At 58.3% G+C, this 19276-nt stretch carries 12 protein-coding genes, 1 tRNA gene and 2 pseudogenes; 7 read left to right on the top strand and 8 right to left on the bottom strand.

All coding sequences use genetic code 11. The features are described 5' to 3' along the window. Positions 1 to 172: 172 nt before the first annotated feature. Positions 173 to 649, bottom strand: a pseudogene (locus ERD78_RS19980) (transposase); the annotation flags it as partial. A gap of 333 nt (positions 650 to 982) precedes the next feature. On the opposite strand from ERD78_RS19980, the gene ERD78_RS02915 reads away from it, so the two are divergent. Together ERD78_RS02915 and ERD78_RS19710 are read left to right on the top strand one after the other, a co-directional pair. Further along, a complete protein-coding gene (locus ERD78_RS02915) occupies positions 983 to 2755 on the top strand; it encodes an ATP-dependent nuclease (protein WP_129967758.1) in 1773 nt (590 codons plus the stop codon). A 402-nt stretch (positions 2756 to 3157) separates the two neighbouring features. Next, a complete protein-coding gene (locus tag ERD78_RS19710; protein ID WP_167668822.1) occupies positions 3158 to 3301 on the top strand; it encodes a hypothetical protein in 144 nt (47 codons plus the stop codon). 73 nt (positions 3302 to 3374) lie between these two features. Here the strand turns inward: ERD78_RS19710 and ERD78_RS02910 are convergent, their stop codons facing one another. The 3 genes and pseudogenes from ERD78_RS02910 to ERD78_RS02900 form a co-directional block, all read right to left on the bottom strand. Then, the gene (locus ERD78_RS02910; RefSeq protein ID WP_129967757.1) at positions 3375 to 4547 is read right to left on the bottom strand and encodes a TIGR04141 family sporadically distributed protein; all 1173 of its coding nucleotides are present in this window, start codon (positions 4545 to 4547) and stop codon (positions 3375 to 3377) included. Positions 4548 to 4810: 263 nt separating this feature from the next. Next, a pseudogene (locus tag ERD78_RS02905) lies at positions 4811 to 5365 on the bottom strand (site-specific integrase); the annotation flags it as partial. 143 nt (positions 5366 to 5508) lie between these two features. After that, positions 5509 to 5593 (bottom strand) — tRNA-Leu (locus ERD78_RS02900). 186 nt (positions 5594 to 5779) lie between these two features. Here ERD78_RS02900 and htpG point away from each other — a divergent pair. From htpG to ERD78_RS02885, 3 genes are all read left to right on the top strand, one after another. Next, positions 5780 to 7696, top strand: coding sequence for a molecular chaperone HtpG (gene htpG, locus ERD78_RS02895; RefSeq protein ID WP_129967756.1), 1917 nt, complete (start codon positions 5780 to 5782; stop codon positions 7694 to 7696). 219 nt (positions 7697 to 7915) lie between these two features. Then, on the top strand, positions 7916 to 9952 hold the full coding sequence (locus tag ERD78_RS02890; RefSeq protein WP_129967755.1) for a hydantoinase/oxoprolinase family protein: 2037 nt from the start codon (positions 7916 to 7918) through the stop codon (positions 9950 to 9952). 15 nt (positions 9953 to 9967) lie between these two features. Continuing rightward, entirely contained in the window at positions 9968 to 11707 is a 1740-nt protein-coding gene (locus ERD78_RS02885; protein WP_129967754.1) for a hydantoinase B/oxoprolinase family protein, read from the top strand. Between the two features lie 23 nt (positions 11708 to 11730). Here the strand turns inward: ERD78_RS02885 and ERD78_RS02880 are convergent, their stop codons facing one another. After that, entirely contained in the window at positions 11731 to 12735 is a 1005-nt protein-coding gene (locus tag ERD78_RS02880) for a LysR family transcriptional regulator (protein ID WP_209019934.1), read from the bottom strand. 57 nt (positions 12736 to 12792) lie between these two features. Here ERD78_RS02880 and ERD78_RS02875 point away from each other — a divergent pair, with 57 nt between their 5' ends. Together ERD78_RS02875 and cydC are read left to right on the top strand one after the other, a co-directional pair. Continuing rightward, the gene (locus ERD78_RS02875) at positions 12793 to 13785 is read left to right on the top strand and encodes a Bug family tripartite tricarboxylate transporter substrate binding protein (RefSeq protein WP_167668821.1); all 993 of its coding nucleotides are present in this window, start codon (positions 12793 to 12795) and stop codon (positions 13783 to 13785) included. Between the two features lie 89 nt (positions 13786 to 13874). Then, positions 13875 to 17528, top strand: coding sequence for a thiol reductant ABC exporter subunit CydC (gene cydC, locus ERD78_RS02870; RefSeq protein ID WP_129967751.1), 3654 nt, complete (start codon positions 13875 to 13877; stop codon positions 17526 to 17528). 3 nt (positions 17529 to 17531) lie between these two features. Here the strand turns inward: cydC and ampD are convergent, their stop codons facing one another. The 3 genes from ampD to ERD78_RS02860 are packed head-to-tail and all read right to left on the bottom strand — an operon-like array spanning position 17532 to position 19227. Continuing rightward, positions 17532 to 18116, bottom strand: a complete 585-nt coding sequence (gene ampD, locus ERD78_RS02865; protein WP_129967750.1) for a 1,6-anhydro-N-acetylmuramyl-L-alanine amidase AmpD — start codon at positions 18114 to 18116, stop codon at positions 17532 to 17534. A 9-nt stretch (positions 18117 to 18125) separates the two neighbouring features. Continuing rightward, positions 18126 to 18377 carry a PP0621 family protein gene (locus ERD78_RS19705; RefSeq protein ID WP_167668794.1) on the bottom strand — a complete coding sequence of 84 codons (252 nt, stop codon included), beginning with the start codon at positions 18375 to 18377 and terminating at the stop codon, positions 18126 to 18128. 1 nt (position 18378) lies between these two features. After that, a complete protein-coding gene (locus tag ERD78_RS02860; protein ID WP_129967749.1) occupies positions 18379 to 19227 on the bottom strand; it encodes a cytochrome C assembly family protein in 849 nt (282 codons plus the stop codon). Positions 19228 to 19276 lie beyond the last annotated feature (49 nt).

Raw genomic sequence — 19276 nt, 5'->3', positions numbered from 1 at the left:
CAGACAAGTGTATGTTACATGAATTTCATGAAGTTACATTTGGGTGGGCATACTCCAGTCTCCGAAAGGCAATTCCGCCATCAACTGTCTCTTGCCCAGACCAGGCATAGAAGCCGCAGTCCGGTCTTTCGTCGGGGCCGGTGAGTGGCGCTGTCCGGAATCTTTGGTATTAGGCCATCACCTCAGCGGTGACCGAGCTGATGAAGTCGGGCGAGATCTCAGTGCCGTACTGTTCCTGCAGAAATCCTTGAATCTCGTGCACGGTCATGTTCCGGGCATACATGGTAATGGTCTTGTCATCACGTAAAACGCCGCTCATGTGTTTTGGGGATGAGTAAAGGGGCAAAGCTGCCGTCATGACCGAGGAACCTTGATACGGATCACGCCCTCCTCGGTCATGACGGTCTTGGTACCTTTGCCATGGCGCTAGCTGGTCGCCTCTGCGGGCTCTCTTGCTCCAGCCGGATAGCTCAGGTGGTGATCAAGCTCCCTACTCCCCACTCAGCGTACGTTCGATCAGCGCCTTTTAAACGCCAAGGACGCGGCGTTGATCGTCTTTGCCGTTACCGACCCGTCGCCAAACGACTTCAGTAACCCAGCGGGCATGCTCGGCAAACTCGGCCAGCGGGGTCTTGGGTTTGCGTGGCATACATACTCCTTGACGGTATGTTATGGCTCTAAACACGAAATTAATGACAGACCCTCTTGGTATAGCACACCGGCTCCTGCTCTCTTACCCCCAAGGCGAACTAGTCTGCTGTGAGTTCGCATGAACTCGTTCCCAAGGGAACTATCGACGACTGCGTCGATATGGCAAGTGCGGAAATCCTCCAAATCTGTATGCAAAGACTTTTTGTCTTTGTATTCCCGATCTCTGAAAAAATGGTTAAAGTAACTTTAATAATAAAAAAGAAACAAAATATATTGGGATGATGTTTGATGATGTAGAAAATTTTTTGGGCGAAATTCCGAGGGAGAAGAGATGCACCACATTTCCGAGGTTCGGATTCAGAACTTTAAATCCATATCGGACGGACTGTTCCCGCTTTCACACTACACCCCATTGGTGGGCTACAACAACGCTGGCAAGACGAACATCATTCGGGCAATTGGTTGGGTTATCAAACGGTCAAGCCTCCCCATAGATGACTTTCATCATGCAGATCAACCCATCATTGTCGAGGCTGAGATATCTGGGATAACTGGCGAGGTCCTTGATGCGATCGGCAACGCACATCGTGGACGCATCGAGCCGCTTATCGTCGATGGCCGCATACGCATGAGGCGCACCCAAACGACTCCCGGACAGACCGCCACCGCCATACGTTTCGAGGTTCTTAGGCGTGAAAACGGTCAAGACGAATGGGCTGTGAACCCGGCGGGCATCGACGCCGCGATGGGCGCTCTGTTTCCTGAGCCCATCTTCATCGGAGCGATGGAGAATGCCACTGAGGATGTGGGGAAATTCGGCAGTGGCACAACCATTGGCAAACTCTTAAAAGAGATCATGACGCCAGTCATAGACAGACACTCGCCTGTCGTTGCGGAAGCACTCCTGGATGTTGGAAGAAGATTATCCGCGAATGCTGTAGATAAAGACGAAACACTGGTCGATCTCGACGGACGTATTCAGAGTGAACTCTCGAAGCTCTTCCCTGGCGTTACAGCAAAGACCCACATACCAGTGCCCGAGTTCGCTGACTTTATGAAATCAGCGACACTCCGAATATTCGAGGAGGGATATGAGAGTCCTGATGGTCGAGATGCCTCGTCCTTCGGACATGGTGCTCAACGGTCCATCCAGATAGCGCTCATCAAATGCCTCGCTGAAGTTCGACGAGCGGGTGTTGAAAATGCAGGTAGAACAACGCTTCTCCTCATCGATGAGCCAGAGCTATATCTACATCCGCAGGCGATAGAAGTGGTGCGTGCGGCCCTAAACCGCCTAGCTGGAGACGGCTATCAGATCGTCATCACGACGCACTCGGCAAATATGATCTCGCGCTCAGACGCGCCGAACACCCTCTTGATTCGCAGGAGCGCAGCGGAAGGGACAAAGTGTTATCCGCGAATGCAGGATGCAGTGAAGACAGCGATTGATGATGCGGATCATCAATCGGAGGCGCTCTTCGCTCTTTCGAACTCGAACAAAATCTTGTTCTCGGAGCGAGTTGTGATCACGGAAGGCAAGACTGAGCGTACGATCCTGCCCGCAATTTTTTACGATGTGCTGGGAGTCACGCCAGGCGAGGATAAGATCGGGTTAGTGGATATCGGAGGAACACCCAATATTCCGGACACGATGAAGGTTCTCAGAGCTATGGGAGTGCCCTGCAAAGCCATCGTCGATCTGGATTTCGCGTTCAGAATTGCTCCGATAAAAGGCCTTCTCGATCCGGCGCATGCAGACCTTGCAGCCTGCAAAACCATTCTCGGTCAGCTGAGGAACGATGGACATGTCGGGCTTGACGCAGATGGGCTTCCCACCAAACATAATGGGGTACCGGCAGCCGTCGCCTACGAAATGCTTGCGAGGCAGGCTGACGCAATTCCCTGCATTACCAGGCTGCATGAGGAACTAAAAACCATCGGCGTGTGGATATGGACAAAGGGTGCAATTGAGGCGCACCTCGGTATAGCCAAGACGAACGCGGCGCACATGGCTTTTATAGCTGGCCTTGCTGACGACACATATAAGGCTGCAATTCCAGACTATCAGTCGGTCAGCAATGCAATGGCATGGGCGCACATTTAGTCTAGTACGAGTGGTGCGAACTCCATTGCGATGTAATGTCCCCGCACCGATCCGATGCGTGGAATATAGCGCACGCATTTAATCCCCATTCGGTCACCCGGCCACTGAGTTCGAACGCGTGCTGATTACTGACTCATTGGTAGGAGAATCTGCGCATTAACCCTTGTCGCATAATGATAAAGTGCGAGACAAGATGCCCGAGTGGTGAAATTGGTAGACGCAGGGGACTCAGAGAAAATTGAGCCCTCAAAGGGAAACCTTTTAGGTGAAGCCCGTCAAACTCGGCGAAGGCCCTGGATGAATAATCCGAGCTAATACCGAGCCAAGCCTGGTAGGTTGAACGCCAGGAAGGTGTAGAGAGTAGACGGCGGGCACCTACGGTCGAAAGGCTAAGGTGAAGGCGTGCTCCAGACCACGAACGTCGTTTTCGATATGGCGGCGGTGAAAGCCGAAGTGGTAAGAAAATCCCCCGCCGCAAGGCGTGCCAGTTCGATTCTAGCCTCGGGCACCATCAAGAGCTTCGTTACTGTTGCGGAAATTGAATGAGTCCATGACTCTCATTCAAACCAGCTTTTTTCTTGATGCAAGATGGGTTTGAAGGAAAGGGAAAAATACTTAGTCACGGCTTAACCCATGCTATTCGTTCAGCTCCTGCTACACGAATACGAAATCCTTTTTGGGTTAGGTTGTCGTGAGTTCTAACTAGATTGACCTTGCTGAAGAATGGAAGATTGTTTTTGACCTGGTTTTTTTTGTCGCCGAGGATTAAGAATATAACTTCATACTCGGAGCTTTTTATGGCATTTAGTGGCACTAGCTTGGGAGCGTCCTGATGTACTTTATCACGAAGGACTTTTCGAGCTTCTTTGCGAAAATCTTTGTCGCCTATTAGTACTTCAGAGGCTACCGCTCCTTGTGCGAAAAGATGGCTCAGTCCTGCAGATCCGCCTTTACGGTGTTTTACATGGATTAACTGCTTATTGGCTGTCAGTAGATCGCAGAGTTCAATCGGAGATGTTGTCGTTGAGCATTTAACGAGCTTCCTGTCAAGGAGGTGGCAGTTCAAATGAAGAGCTGCTCGTTCGTTATAGTCACCTTCGGATTCGATTTTTGTTTTGTTGTTTTCTTCCCAAGATCGAACACCTGGAAAGTCGAGATCTGAAAGCTGAATGGTAGTCAGCGAAGCATCAATTCCCTTCATGAATGATTTGTCGATTTCGTACCAGTTGCCGCCAAAAAGAACTCTCTTTGTTTCGGCAGAGTCTAACTCAAGATATAAGCATGTATAGATTGAGTGATTGAATGTGTTTTCATCAACGTCAGTAACATATAACCGGTCTTTTTTAATGGACTCAATAGATATGGAAGCAATGTCAATCTTGTCTAGGTATTTTTCTGAGTCCAGTGTTGGGGACAGTTCTTTTTTCGAACGAGTAAAACTGAAGCCAAGGACACGATCCCACTGTATGATCTCTGGGATGGTGATTACTAGACTTGGGTCCTTTGTTTTTACCGCATTGAGTAAGAGCGCATCTAAGTTTTGAATGGTGTTGTTGTCCTTGACGCGCCTGATGTTAGGCTTGCCAGCAATTGCATCTATTAACGATGTCCATCGTGGTCGACGTTCTTGTGGTTTTTTGATATAGATTATTCCCTCAAGATCGTGTTCTGGCAAAACCTCCAGAGTGTCGATATCAGCTCCCGGAGTGAGAAAATCACGGAAATTCTGCTTCGAAAATTCGGTTTTTGCTAGAAGGGCATTGAGATATCGGTATGGTTTCTTATCCGCCATTGGTTCTCCCCTGTTATACCTATCAGCAGAAGATATAGGTAAGGCAAGTAGTAGGTCAGCATTTAGGATGTACACCGACGCTGCTCGGCACGCTCAGCGGCAATTAAGTTTTGAAAATTACATCTTTATACGGCAAGGCATTAATTGTTACTATTGTTATAGCTTATCGTATAAAGACGGATCAGTACAACATTGGTGTGAGTGCAGCTTTTATTGAGCTAACTTATCCAGCTTCCCTACCAAGTCCTCAGCCCGCAAATGCGTAGCCGTTTGTTCTCGGCTGGTGTCAGTCGGCGGTTCCGGCCAGCGCCAGGTGCGGGGCGACGAATCTGGGATACGGGGTTGAAAGGCAGGCCCAGCCCCCACTCCTTGATGGCGATGGTGAACAGGTGACTGAGTAGCGCCAGTTCCAAGCGCACCGTGTTGTTACTACGTGGTACCAGCTTGCCGTTCTCGTCGGGATCACCTGCTAGTCGCATGTCGCGGTACTGAGCGACAGTATCGGCGCTGAGAGCAGCGAGAGAGTATTTGCCAAGGTGCTTCAACAGTGGCTGTGCTTTTTTGTACTCCGAGACGCGCGTTGACTCGCGCTTTGTCGGTGTGATTTCTTTTAAATAGCGTTTCAGGGCCGACGCAAGTGTTAGCCGCTCACCGGGTGCCCGTTGTATGTATACCCCGCGCACCATTTCATCTTCGGTGCGTCTAGCCCAGTCTTCGGCGTCACGCTTCGTCCGAAATGTTTTGGACGTAGTCGGCCAGCCCGTCTTTCGAATGACGGCTTTCCATGTGCCAGAAGGGGTCTTAACGATAGTAGCCATGCGAGTAAAAGCTCCGAACAGTACACTCGGCGCTTCACCACTGTACCGAAACTGTACCTGGCTCGCAAACTTGGAAAATCCCCCAGTCTTGGGGTTGGAGCTGAAACCGCTCTAAAAACTTGTATTTATTGATATTTTTAGAGTGGTGCCCGGGGCCGGAATCGAACCGGCACGCCTTGCGGCGGGGGATTTTGAGTCCCCTGCGTCTACCAATTTCACCACCCGGGCGTTACGCGCCGTAGAACACGGAGCGTGGCAGGAAAACGGCAATTATACCCATACTTGAAATCCGACGCACTGCCCCCATATCCCCTCCAGTGCCGATGGCGTAGCTACAGGGTTGAGCTTCTGTTCCCCACTTGGTTTTCGCTAATGCACTGTTTTTGAACAATTTTTTCTTATATGTGGTCAACAATGAGTCAAACCGAAACTAACGTCGCTTCGTCGGAAACCCTGGGCTTCCAGGCGGAAGTAAAGCAACTGCTGCATTTGATGATCCACTCCTTGTACAGCAACAAGGAAATCTTTTTGCGTGAACTGGTGTCGAATGCGTCCGACGCCTGCGACAAGCTTCGTTTCGAAGCCATTGATAATCCAGAACTTTTCCAGGGCGACAGCGATCTGCGCATCCGCGTGGAATACGACAAGGAGCAGCGCACTGTCACCGTCTCTGACAATGGCATCGGCATGTCCCGGGAGGAGGCCGTGGCCAATCTGGGCACGATTGCGCGTTCAGGCACGAAGGAGTTTTTCTCGCAGCTTACGGGCGACAAGCAGAAGGATGCCCAACTGATCGGCCAGTTCGGGGTGGGTTTCTACTCATCTTTCATTGTGGCGCAGAAGGTGTCTGTGCTGAGCCGCCGGGCCGGCGCGCCCGAAACCGAGGCGATACTGTGGGAGTCCGATGGGCAGGGTGAGTTTTCCGTGACCACGGTGGAGAAGGCGGACCGGGGTACGTCGGTCACGCTGTATCTGCGCGATGGCGAGGACGATTTCCTGGACGGCTGGCGCCTGCGCGAGACGCTGCGCCGGTATTCCGACCATATTTCGCTGCCCATCCAGATGCTGAAGGAAGAGTGGGACAGCGAAAAGTCCCAGCAGGTCAAGACCACGGAATGGGAAACGGTGAATCAGGCCAATGCGCTGTGGACGCGCGCAAAGGGCGACATCACCGACGAGCAGTACAAGGAGTTCTACAAGCACGTCGCGCACGATTACGACGATCCGCTGGCGTGGACGCACAACCGTGTGGAAGGGCGCAGCGAGTATACGCAGTTGTTGTTCGTGCCCAGGCATGCGCCATTCGATATGTGGGATCGCGATGCCAAGCGCGGGGTCAAGCTGTATGTGAAGCGCGTCTTCATCATGGACGATGCCGAGCAGTTGCTGCCGGGCTATCTGCGTTTCGTGCGCGGCGTCATCGATTCGGCGGATCTGCCATTGAATGTATCGCGTGAAATTCTGCAGGAAAGCCGCGATGTGAAGGCGATACGCGAAGGCTCGGCCAAGCGGGTGTTGTCGCTGCTGGAAGATATGGCAGAGAATAAGGCGGAAGACTACACGCTGTTCTGGGAGCAGTTTGGCCAAGTCATCAAGGAGGGCGTGGGCGAGGATGCGGCCAACAAGGATCGCATTGCCAAGTTGCTGCGTTTCGCATCCACGAGCGCCGACGGCGCCGTGCAGTCGGTTTCGCTGGCGGATTACGTGTCTCGCATGAAGGAAGGGCAGGACAAGATCTATTATGTCAGTGCCGATTCCCATGCAGCCGCGGCCAACAGTCCGCATCTGGAGATTTTCCGCAAGAAGGGGCTCGAGGTGCTGTTGATGTCCGATCGCGTCGATGAGTGGATGCTGTCCTTTCTGCGCGAGTTCGACGGCAAGCAGCTGGCCTCCATTGCCAAGGGCGGCCTCGATCTGGACAAGCTGGCCGACGAGGAAGAGAAGAAGCACCAGGCCGAGGTGGCCGAGAACTTCAAGCCGCTGGTCGAGCGGCTGAAGACGTCGCTGGGCGAGCGCGTGAAGGAAGTGCGCGTTACGGGCAGGTTGGTGGATTCTCCCGCTTGCGTGGTCGTGGATGAGAATGAACTCAGTCCGCATCTGCAGCGAATGTTGCAGGCAGCGGGTCAGCAGGCGCCGGATGTGAAACCCATCCTGGAGATCAATCCTGATCACGCGCTGGTGTCGCGGGTGAAGGATGCGCCGGATGCGGATTTCGATGAGTGGTCGCTCCTGCTGCTGGATCAGGCCATGTTGGCCGAGGGCGCAAGTTTGAAGGATCCGGCCAGCTTTGTGAAGCGCATGAACAAGTTGCTGCTGGGGCAGTCCGCCTGAGCCATGCAGCGTCGCTGACATCCGCTTCGGTATGCCGACAAGAGCCGCACACAGCGGCTCTTGTCGTATCCGGCTCGCCGCGCGGCGCAAGTGGCGGTGGCAGGATTTCGCTGCGGTATAAACGGCAGTGCATGACCTTATAAAGCCTGTTGCCGTGGCGCTCAGGGTTGGCCTCTTCTAACATGGCTGCACTTCCTGGCAGTGATGTGAGAATCAACCATGTATAGAGTAGGTGTGGATGTAGGCGGTACGTTTACAGATGTTGTGCTTGCGCACGGCGGTACCGGCAAGACGGTGTTTCACAAGGTGCCGTCGACGCCGCAGGATCCTTCCGAGGCGATTTATCGGGGTATTTCGGAGCTGATCGAGAACAATGGCGTACCGGCCAGCGATATCCGGCACATCGGTCATGGCACGACCGTGGCTACGAATCTGGTGATCGAGGGGAAAGGCGCCCGCTGCGGGTTGATTACAACGCGGGGTTTTCGCGATGTGCTCGATATTGGCCGCCAGACGCGTCCGCATAATTTCGACTACCGGATCAAGAAGCCGGATGCGCTTGTGCCCCGTCGTTGGCGCAAGGAGGTATCGGAGCGCCTGGGCGCCGATGGTGAGGTGCTGCAGGGTCTGGACGAAGAGGCGTTGCGGCAGATAGCCGGCGAGTTTCGTCGCGACGGCGTGACGGCCGTGGCCATCTGCCTGTTGCATGCCTATCGCAATCCGGTTCATGAACTGCGGGCCCGCGACATTATCCAGGCGGCGATGCCCGATGCGTTCATTTGCCTTTCCAGCGAAGTGCTGCCGGAGTTTCGCGAGTACGAGCGTTTTTCCACCACCACGCTCAATGCCAAGGTGGGACCGAACATGGAGCGCTATCTGGGCCGCTTTCTGCAGCGCATGCATGAGCTGGGCGTGGCGCACGAGCCGTTTACCATTCATTCGAATGGCGGCCTGATGTCGGTGGATGCTGTGCGCAGGTTTCCGGTTCGCACCTGCCTGTCGGGGCCGGCAGCGGGTGTGGTGGGGGCGGCGATGGTGGGCCGCAAAATTGGCTATCCCAATCTGGTCACCTTTGATGTGGGCGGCACCAGCACGGATGTCTCCCTGATTGCCGATGGCGAGCCCATGTTCAGTTCGAGCCGCAGTGTGGCGGGATATCCGGTCAAGACACCCATGGTGGATATTCACGTTATCGGCGCGGGTGGCGGCAGCTTGGCGTGGATAGATGATGCAGGCTCACTCAAGGTGGGACCTCATAGCGCGGGAGCGGTGCCAGGCCCGGTTGGGTATGGCGTGGGCGGCACGGAGCCAACCATTACCGATGCGCAGATCTCACTGCACAGGCTCAATCCTGTGGCGGTTCTGGATGGCAAGATGCCCATTTATGCGGATGCGGCCAAGCAGGCGTTGCGGCGGAATGTGGCCGATGCGCTGAACATCGGGCTGGAGGAAGCTGCCGAGGGCATTATCCGTATTGCCAATGCCAATATGAGTCGCGCCATCCGGTCGGTGTCAACGGAACGGGGATACGATCTGGCGGGGTTTGCGCTGTTCGCCTATGGGGGCGCGGGTCCGCTGCATGCCCTGGACGTGGCGCGTGAGTGTGGCATCCCCACTGTGATCATTCCGCCGGAGCCGGGCAACATGTGCGCGCGCGGCATTCTGTTGACGGATATTTCCTTCGACTTCGTGGCAAGCGAGATCGCATTGATCGATGCCGGCGCCTGGCCGCGCATCGAGCGCCGCTTTGCGCAACTGCAGCAGGATGCGGATGCGTGGCTGGACGAGGAGAATGTGGCCGAGGCCGACCGGCGCTACCAGCGCATTATCGATGCGCGCTATGTGGGCCAGAATTTCGAGGTGCAGGTGCCCATGGACGACGTCGGGCCGGACAGCCATGCTGCGTTCGAAGCCGGTTTTCACGATGCGCATGAGAAGGAGTACGGCTACAAGGTGCCAACGCGCGCCATAGAGATCATCAACTGCCGCATGAAGGCGGTGGGTGTAATTGGCAAGGCGCCTCTGGCGCGCTTGGAGTCGCGGGGTGACAACCAGCCCATGGATGAACGGGATATCTATTTCGGGGCGCAGGCGGGCTGGTGTGCGAGCAAGGTGTACAAGCGCGCCGCGCTGGCGCCAGGCGTGCGGATACAAGGCCCCGCGGTAATCGAGGAAATGAGTTCCACGACTGTGATTCGGCCGGGCCAGTCGCTGATGGTGGACGATTACGGCAATCTGGTTGTCGATATAGCATAAGAGCAGGAGCGGAAGATGAGTGGGCAGGAACGGGTCCGCGACCCAATAGAGATGGAAGTGTTCAGCAACAGGCTTTTGTCCATTACCGAGGACATGAACAATACGCTGGTGCGTTCGTCGTTCTCGACGAACATCAAGGAGCGCAAGGATTGCTCAGTGGCGCTGTTCGATGGCAAAGGCCGTCTTGTGGCCCAAGGAACGCAAATTCCGTTGCACCTGGGTTCACTGAATGGTGCCGTGGCGACGGTGCTGGCGCGTTACCCGCTGGAGGACATCAGCGACGGCGATGCCTTTATCTGCAATGATCCGTATCTGGCGGCGGGCAGTCATCTGCCAGACGTCAATATCGTGACACCCGTATTCGAGGCGGGGCGGCTGGTGTTCTTCACGGCCAACGTTGGCCATCATTCCGATTTCGGTGGCGTGGTGGCGGGATCCATTGCGGGTGGGCTGCGTTCGATATTCGCCGAGGGTTTGCGCCTGCCGGTGATCCGTATTGTGCGTCAAGGCGTGCTTGATGAAGATTTGCTCAACCTGATTGCAAACAATACGCGGGATCCGGAGGAACGCACGCTGGATCTGAAGGTGCAGATCGCCACCAATAACCGGGGCAGTGCGGCCATCAAGGGATTGATCCAGCAGATGGGGCTGGAGAAGACGCTGCAGGCGGTTGACGACATCATTCTTTACACGCGGAACCGCTTGCTCAAGCGTATCGGTGATCTCAAGCCGGGTTCTTATACGTTCGAGAACTGGCTGGATGATGATGGGCTGGGCGACGGCGAGCCCGTGCCGATTCGCGTCAAGGCCATTGTGCAAGCCGATCGCCTGGTGTTCGATTTCTCGGGCTCGGGCCCGCAGGCCCGAGGTGCAATGAATTTGCCCTTCAATGCCTTGAATGCCTGCGTGTATTACGCTGTCAAGGCGTTGCTGGATCCGGAGTTGGCCGCGAATGCGGGGCTGTTCGAGCTTATTTCCGTGAAGTTGCCCCCTGCAAGCATTGTGAATCCCGAGCTGCCCGCCGCCGTTGGAGCGCGATCAATCACGGCGCAGAAGGTGGCTGGCGCGATATTTGGCGCTTTTCGCGGTGTGCTGCCGGAATCGCAGGTCATGGGGGCGGGCAATGATGTCTGCCCGGCTATTGTATTTTCGGGCAAGCATCCGCGCCGCGCCGGTGAGTATGTGTATCTGGAAACCGTCGGTGGCGGTTCGGGCGCGACCGCGGATGGAGATGGCATGGATGGCATACATGTGCACATGACGAACTCGTCCAATTTGCCGGTCGAAGCGCTTGAGAATGAGTATCCGCTTCGTGTCGAGGAGTACGGCTATGTGCAGGATTCGGGTGGCGCGGGCCGGTATCGTGGCGGCATGGGTTTGGCCAGGCAGATTGCATCGCTGGCGCCCGGCATCGTGTTTACGGCGCGTTCTGATTCCCACCTGGTCGGCGAACCCAGCGGCGCGCTTGGCGCTCAGGCTGGCCGGCGCGCCGCCATGTCGCTGCGCGAGGTGGACGGCACTGTCAGGACGCTGCCTTCCAAGGCATCGAGCATCGTGCTTGAACCGGGGCAGAGCATACGTATTGAGACGCCCGGCGGGGGAGGTGTCGGCATGCCGGACATGCGCGCCAAGGCAGATGTGCTGCGCGATCTGGCGGACGGTGCAATCAGCGCGGAGGCTGCCAGCAAGTGGTATGGAGGTCAATTGGCGGATGAAGCAGTAAGCGAATTGCCGGCGGTCTCTCTCGACAGCTAGCGCTGGCTGCGGATGTCTGCGCCTCAAGGTGCATCGTGCAGCGTGCCCGTCCGTACCGTTTCCAGTTCACGCGAGATGTACTGCCGCAGCCAGCTGTGCGCGCGATCCGTCTGATAGCGCTCGTGCCAGAACATGGAGATGCGCAGGGGCGGTAGCGGTACAGGGGCGGGCAGAGCGATGGTGCCGCTGAGCGGCGCGAGTGCTCGGCCCACGCTGGCGGGCAATGTGGCAATCATGTCGGATGAAGCCAGCACAAAGGCAACGGCGAGATAGCTCGATAGCACGACGCCCACTCGTCTGCTGCGGTTTTGTTCGCGCAACAGGGCATCCAGCTGGCTGTTGAAGTAGCCGATGTAGCCTACGGCATCCATATGTTCGTAGGCCAGGAAGGTGTCCAGATTCCATTCCTGGATTAGCAGGGGATGATCCGATCGGACAAGGCAACAGGGTGGTTCTTCGAAGAGAAAGCGGGCGCGCAGGCTTTCGGGCGGATCCGGATAGTGGCCGATATGCAGTTCGATATGGTTTTCGGCCAGCATTTCCTGGCCGCCATGCAGGCGGGGCGGCAGCAGCTGCAGCTTGATGTGCGGCGCTACGCTGCGAAGTTTTCCCAGCAGCGGCGGCATGACGACGAATTGTATGTAGTCGGTGGCGTAGAGGTTGAAGGTTTTGTGGGCGGTGGATGGGTCGAAATCCTGCGCTGGGGTGGTTTCCATCTGCCATGCATCGAGCATGGGCCGGAAGGTCTGATGCAATGCCAGCGCTCTGGCTGTGGGGCGCCACTGGTTGCCACTGCGCGTGAGCAGCGGGTCGCCGAAGATGTGGCGCAGTTTGCTGAGCGCGGCGCTCATGGCAGGCTGCGTAATGCCCATTTGCGAGGCCGCTTTCGATACGCTTTGCAAGGAAATGAGCGCGTCGAAATGAGGCAGAAGGTGCAGGTCGGTGGGGCGCATAGTGTCGTCTATAGGCCTATAAGTGAGAGCTTGTGGACTGCTCAGGTCGATGTACATACCATTGGTTTTCGACATCGGCGGCACGGCATACAACAAGATTGTGACATTACCATTGGAAGGATGGGAGAAGAAATGAAAAAATGGTTTATCTGCAAGGCTGCGGCGGCAGCGCTGCTTGGGTGCATGTCGATGCAGCCCGGATTCGCGCAGGACGCCGTGGCCGCCTGGCCCGACAAGCCGGTGCATTTGATCGTGCCGTTTGCGGCCGGTGGGTCCACCGATCTCGTTGCGCGCCGCGTGGGCGAAGCACTGGGCAAGGAAATAGGACAGCCGGTTGTGGTCGAGAACAAGGCGGGCGCGGGCGGTACGATAGGCGCATCATATCTGACACGCCAGCCAGCGGACGGCTATTCGCTGATGATAGGCACCATCTCCACCCACGCCATCCATCCCAGCGTCTTCAAGTCGCTGCCTTACGATATTTTCAAGGACTTTACGCCCATCACGATGGTTGGCACCATACCCGACCTGATCGTGGTGAATCCGGATGTACCCGCAAAAACGCTTGGCGAGTTCATTGCACTGGCCAAGTCCAAGCCCGGAGAGATTACTTATGCGTCGGGCGGCCCGGGCACGTCCAGCCACCTGGGCAGCGAGTATTTCGCCTATGAGGCGGGCATCAAGCTCAACCATATTCCCTTCAAGGGCAGCGGCCCGGCGCTCATCGACGTGCTGGGTGGCCATGTGGACATGATGCTTGATGTGATCATGACATCGCTTGAGCCGGTAAAGAATGGCCGTCTGCGTGCATTGGCCGTTACGTCCTCGAGCCGGTCGCCATTGATGCCTGATGTGCCCACCGTGCAGGAGGCGCTGGGCTTGAAAGATTTTGAGGCCATCATCTGGTTTGCCATCTATGCCCCGGCGGAAATGCCCGCGGCGCTGCAGAACAAAATTGCATCCAGCCTGGACAAGGTGCTGCATGCACCGGACATGGAGAAGTTCCTGTTGTCCCAAGGTATCGAGGTGGTGGGCGAGGGCCCCGGCCAGTTGGCGAAACGCTCCCGCCTCGACTACGAGAAATGGAAGAAAGTGGTGGAGATCTCGGGATTCCAGCCTCAATAGGTTCAGCTTCGGGCCGGGTCAGGCCTTGGCATTCCGGTTTATAGTGGGGGCTCGCGCAACACTGAATCTCTTGCTGCGGGGCGCCCCTCATGTATTTCGATTTCCGACTTTGGCTCATGACGGCCGGCATGCGTGCCGGCATGCTGGGTGGCACCGCACTGGGACTGCTGGCCTTGCTGTGCGGCATAGCGCGTTATGTTTTCCTGGGCCAGTTGCTGGTGCGAGTGATGGACGGCACGCCCTGGCAGGACTGGGTCTGGCCAGTTGCGGGGGTTGCGCTGGCCGTGCTGGCCCGCGCATGGTTGGATGACAGGCGCACTGTGCAGGCCAACCGCTGTGCGGCGTTCATACAGCAGGCACTGCGCTTGCGGCTTTACGATCGTGTGGTGGCATTGGGGCCCGCGTGGTTCACCGGCCAACGCACGGGCGACATCATGCTGCGCATGGTCGACGGCGTGGAGCAGTTGCAGACTTTCTTTGGCCAATACCTTCCTCAGCTTGCCATTTCCATCGTGGCGCCGTTCGCCATTTTCGCGGTCATTGCCTTCTGGGACTTGCCGACGGCTTCGGTGTTGCTGGCGGGGGCGCTTGTGTCCTTGTTGGGGCCGGCCACGGTACATCGGCTGGATCGGCGGACAGCGCTGGAGCGCGCGCAAACGCTGAAGGCTTTTGGCGAAGAGTTTCTGGATGGGTGCCAGGGGCTGCCGACGCTCAAGTCTTTCGGCCAAGGCAAGGCTTGGGGCAAGCGGCTGGCTCGGCGGGCGCGCGCCTTGTCCACCAACACATTTCGGGTGCTGGCCGTCAGTGTGCTGACGCGTGGTATTACCGACCTGGGTATTGCGCTGGGTTCCGCGGCGGCGGTGTCCTTGGGTGGTTGGCGCGTATATACAGGTCAGATGAGCATGGAGGCGCTCCTGATCGTGCTGATGGCGGGCACGGAGATTTTTCGTCCTCTGCGCGACCTGCGGGCGATTCTTCACCAGGGCATGCTGGGCCAGTCGGCGGCCGCGGGTATTCACGCGTTGCTTGATGCCAGGGGCGAGGCGGATGACGACCAGGCGTCGGCATCGCCGGCGCACGCAAGCACGCAGGCGCTGGAGCCATCCATCGAGTTCGATGCTGTGCGCTTCGGCTATGCGGGCCGTGAACCTGTGCACCAGGCGCTTTCGTTCAAGATCGCGCCTGGCGAGCGGGTGGGCATTGTGGGGCCGAGCGGCGCCGGCAAATCCACCCTGGTTCGCCTGCTGCTCAAGGAGTTCACGCTCCAGGCAGGCGCCATACGTGTGGGCGGGCATGATATTCGGCATGTGGATACCAGTACGCTGCTGTCGCGTATTGCCGTGGTCAGTCAGGACATCACGCTCTTTCATGGTTCGATCGCAGAGAATCTGCTCATGGCCAGGCCCGACGCTTCGTCCACGCAGATGCGCCGCGCGGCTCAGGCGGCGAATCTTGATGACTTCATCATGTCGCTGCCCGATGGTTACGACACGCAGATAGGCGAGCGGGGCCTGCAGTTGTCTGGCGGGCAGCGTCAGCGCCTTGCGATCGCGCGGGCCCTGCTGCGGGATGCGCCGATTCTGATTCTGGACGAAGCCCTGTCGTCGGTCGACACGCAAAATGAGGCGACCATTCAGCAGGCGCTGAATCGGCTGATGGCGGGGCGCACTACCTTGATTTTGGCCCACCGCCTGGCCAGTGTTCTATCAACCGACCGCTGTCTGGTGCTGGACCAGGGCAGGGTGGTCGAGGCGGGTACGCATACGGCCTTGATGGCGCAGCGCGGCCTTTACTACCGGCTCATGCATGATCAGGCGCAGCGGCGTGGGCGTAGCACGCCTGATATGAGCGGCGGCGAACAGGCCTCGGAGACAAAGGAAGGTAGCGGCGAAGCGCTTGGGCCCGCCGGGACGCAGGCAACGGGCATTGGCGAGGCGCGGCCCGAGGCGGCCGCCAGAACCTACGCGGCATCGTCCGACCCAGACAGTGCGTCTCTGGCCGAGCAAGCCAAGTCCGTGTCCTGGCGCGATGCGCTGACCACCTTGCTTGCTTTGATCGCGCCCTGGAAGGGCTCCTTGGCTTTGACCATTGTGTTGGGCTTGGCGAGGGTCTCGGCCTTCATCGGCGTGGGCGTTCTCAGCGCGCTCGTGGTGGCTGACGTGCGCGCGGGCGAGTTTCCTTCGGGCGTGGTATTGGCTTTGCTGATATGCGCGCCCATGGCTGCCTTGCTGCATTGGCTGGAATCCTGGCTGGCCCATGCCATGGCCTATTCCCTGCTGGCCGATATGCGCATCAAGCTTTACGACAAGCTGGAGCGGCTGGCTCCGGCATATCTTCAGCACCGGCGCTCAGGCGACCTGGTTTCGTTGGCGACGCGGGATGTGGAGGTGGTGGAGTACTTCTATGCGCACACGGTTGCGCCGGCCATTGTTTCCATCGTGGTGCCGCTGTCAGTGTTGGGTTTTCTGTTCTATTACAGCTGGCCGGTGGCATTGGCCCTGCTGCCCTTTCTGCTTTATGCCATGCTGTCTCCCTTCTTGAGGCGTGCGCATATCGATGGACTTGGCGGGCACGCCAGCCGATGGATGGGGGAAATGAGCGCGCATTTGGCGGACAGCATACAGGGCCTGTCCGAGCTGAGGGTACTGCAGGCCACGCAGCGGCAACGCGCGCGTCTGATGGAGGTGGGCAGCCGCTATTGCGCGCACCGTCTGGCTTTGCTGCGCAGCCTGGCATCGCAGCATGCCTGGTTCGAAGTGGCGGCGGGGCTGGGCGGCCTGGCCGTGGCAGTGGTGGCGGCACAGCAGGCATCGGCAGGGCAACTGCCGCCCGCCATGGCGCCGCTGCTGGTGCTTGTGGCCGTGGCAACATTCCTGCCCGTATCGGAGATTTCGCAGGTCAGCCGTCAACTGGCCGATACATTTGCCGCCGTGCAGCGCCTGCATGTGGTGTCGCATGCACAGGAGGCGGTCAAGGATGGGCCGAAGGCGGCGCCGCAGGCGGGCCGGCAGGGAATGTCGGTGACGTTCGATGGCGTGGAATTTGCCTATGCGGGCAGATCGGCCGATGTGCTGTCTGACCTGAGCTTCACGATTCCGGCCGGCAAGGTGGTGGCGCTGGTGGGGCCATCGGGCGCGGGGAAAAGTACGGTGGCCAGCCTGCTGCTACGTTTCTGGGATCCGCGGCAGGGCGTTATTCGGCTCGACGGCATGGATTTGCGCGAAATGGGGCTGGACGATCTGCGTGAGCGTGTGGCCCTGGTCAATCAGGACACCTATCTGTTCAATGATACGTTGGAAGCCAACATCAGGTTGGCGCGCCCCGATGCAAGCGACGCCGATCTGTGGCTGGCGATAGACCGCGCGGCGTTGTCGTCCGTGGTGAATGCGCTGCCCCACGGCATCCGCACACGAGTGGGGGAGCGCGGGGCGCAGTTGTCGGGCGGCCAGCGTCAGCGGGTGTCTATTGCGCGGGCCTTTCTAAAGGACGCACCGATTCTGGTGCTGGACGAAGCCACGTCGCATCTGGATACCCTGAGTGAATCGCAGATTCGCGAGGCGCTGTCTTCGCTGATGCGCGGTCGTACCACGCTGATCATTGCGCACAGGTTGTCCACCGTGCGGGATGCGGATCTTATCCTGGTGCTCAAGCATGGGCGCCTGGCGGAATCCGGCAGCCATGACGAGCTCTTGCGGCACAACGGTGTTTACGCGGAACTGCTCAGGCTGGACACGGTGGCTTGAGGACTAGATGCCCGGTGGCATCCAGCGCGCGGGTAGGGCGTTTTCCGTTCTGAAGCGCCGCCAGTCGAAAGCGGGCCCTGGGTCGGTTTTGCGGCCCGGCGCGATGTGCTCGTGGCCACGCACCGCCCGCAAGGGATGGCGTGCGCGTAAGGCCGGCAGCAGGCTTGCCAGTGTGCCGTACTGGGCATTGGTATAGGCGAGGGTATCTGTGCCTTCGAGTTCTATGCCCAGCGAAAAATCATTGCAGCGCTCGCGCCCTTGGAAAAAGGACACGCCTGCGTGCCATGCGCGTTTCACGGTAGGCACGAACTGGATGATGCTGCCGTCGCGGCGCACAAAGAAATGAGCCGAGACATGCAGGCCACGCAGGCGCTCCAGCCAGGGATGGGAGGCATAGTTGAGCTGATTGGTGAACAGCCCGGCGACCTCGCAGCCGCCGAATTTGCCCGGTGGCAGGCTGATATTGTGAATGATCAGGAGCGTGGCGTCGTCGTTGCCGGGCCGCAGGTCGTGGTTGGGAGATGGGATGTGTGATACGCCGGGGCTGGGCCGCAGCCAGCCGTGTCGATCCAGCACCAGATGCGTCACGTCGCGCCCCTATTGCCTGACGCCCAGGCGGGCGTGCTCCTGGCTGCACCAGGTTTGGCCATTCATGAGTACCGCTTCCGAGCGCGGCAGGTGGATGCCGCAGTGCGCGCAGCGCACCATGGCCTCGGATGTGTCGGATTTGGCCAATGGCGCGCGCGGCCGCTTCGCTTCCATGGCGCGGCGTGCCTGGTTGTGCGCGATCAGGCGTGCCGCGAGCAGGCCGCCAATGATGACAATGATCCAGAAAAGTAGTTTGCCCACCTCAACCCCTATGCAGAATGACGTCCAGCACGAAGCGGCTGCCTGTATAGGACAGCAGCAGGAAGGCAAAGCCAACCAGCGTCCAGCGCAGGGCGACGGGCCCGCGCCAGCCGCGTGTGTAGCGGCCGGCCAGCAGCACGCCGAAAGTGATCCATGACAACAGGGTGAAGGCGGTCTTGTGGTCCATGGGCATGAAGCTGCCTGTCAGCTTCATGGAGACCGCCGCGCCGGTGATAATGGTCAGGGTAAGGATGGCAAAACCGATCCAGATGAGCCTGAACAGCAGGACCTCCTGGATGAGCAGGGGTGGCATGGAGTCCAGTGCGCGGCTCATCAGGCCTCGATTGGTTTGCGCCTCGACGGGGCGGTGCAGTTGGCGATCGAGAGCAGCCATGAGCATGGCCTGCAGCGCGGCCACGGTAATGAGGCCGTAGGCCATGAGGGCAATGAGCAGATGGATGCGCAGCAACTCGTTATGGGCATGATCCACCAGGTGGCCGCCCGGAAAGACGGCGGCCAGCAGCGTGGTAAGGGTGGCGGCTGGCAGGAGGATGAGCAGCAGGCCATCTATGCGCATGACCAGGCTTTCCAGCCAGAATACGATGAGGCCCAGCCAGACGGCGGCCGAAAGCGCAAGCATCCAGCCCAGGAATAGGCTATGGTTGGGGGTAATGGCCTGGGATAGGGCGACGCCGTGCAGGACGATGGCGCCGCCCAGGCACACCCGGCGCACGGTGCCGGCGCGGATCTGCCTGCCTTCCTGTGTTTTGGCAAGGGGTCGCCAGAGCGCGATGGCCAGCACGCCGTAAGACAGCGCGGCCAGCAAGTGAAATACAATGCCTGCAGACATGGTCCCCTGGGTATGGTTGCGAACCGGGGGCACAGCCCCGACCTGGGTT

The sequence above is a fragment of the Allopusillimonas soli genome (genome assembly GCF_004153445.1).
Classification (GTDB): Bacteria; Pseudomonadota; Gammaproteobacteria; order Burkholderiales; family Burkholderiaceae_B; genus Allopusillimonas; species Allopusillimonas soli.
This window is presented reverse-complemented; position numbering and strand designations above follow the sequence as displayed.

Bases quoted from the DNA above. Each gene is read 5' to 3' on its own strand.
- ERD78_RS02915 (WP_129967758.1), top strand. From the start codon at position 983: ATGCACCACATTTCCGAGGTTCGGATTCAGAACTTTAAATCCATATCG.
- ERD78_RS02910 (WP_129967757.1), bottom strand. From the start codon at position 4,547: ATGGCGGATAAGAAACCATACCGATATCTCAATGCCCTTCTAGCAAAA.
- htpG (WP_129967756.1), top strand. From the start codon at position 5,780: ATGAGTCAAACCGAAACTAACGTCGCTTCGTCGGAAACCCTGGGCTTC.
- ERD78_RS02890 (WP_129967755.1), top strand. From the start codon at position 7,916: ATGTATAGAGTAGGTGTGGATGTAGGCGGTACGTTTACAGATGTTGTG.
- ERD78_RS02885 (WP_129967754.1), top strand. From the start codon at position 9,968: ATGAGTGGGCAGGAACGGGTCCGCGACCCAATAGAGATGGAAGTGTTC.
- ERD78_RS02880 (WP_209019934.1), bottom strand. From the start codon at position 12,735: ATGTCGAAAACCAATGGTATGTACATCGACCTGAGCAGTCCACAAGCT.
- ERD78_RS02875 (WP_167668821.1), top strand. From the start codon at position 12,793: ATGAAAAAATGGTTTATCTGCAAGGCTGCGGCGGCAGCGCTGCTTGGG.
- cydC (WP_129967751.1), top strand. From the start codon at position 13,875: ATGTATTTCGATTTCCGACTTTGGCTCATGACGGCCGGCATGCGTGCC.
- ERD78_RS02860 (WP_129967749.1), bottom strand. From the start codon at position 19,227: ATGTCTGCAGGCATTGTATTTCACTTGCTGGCCGCGCTGTCTTACGGC.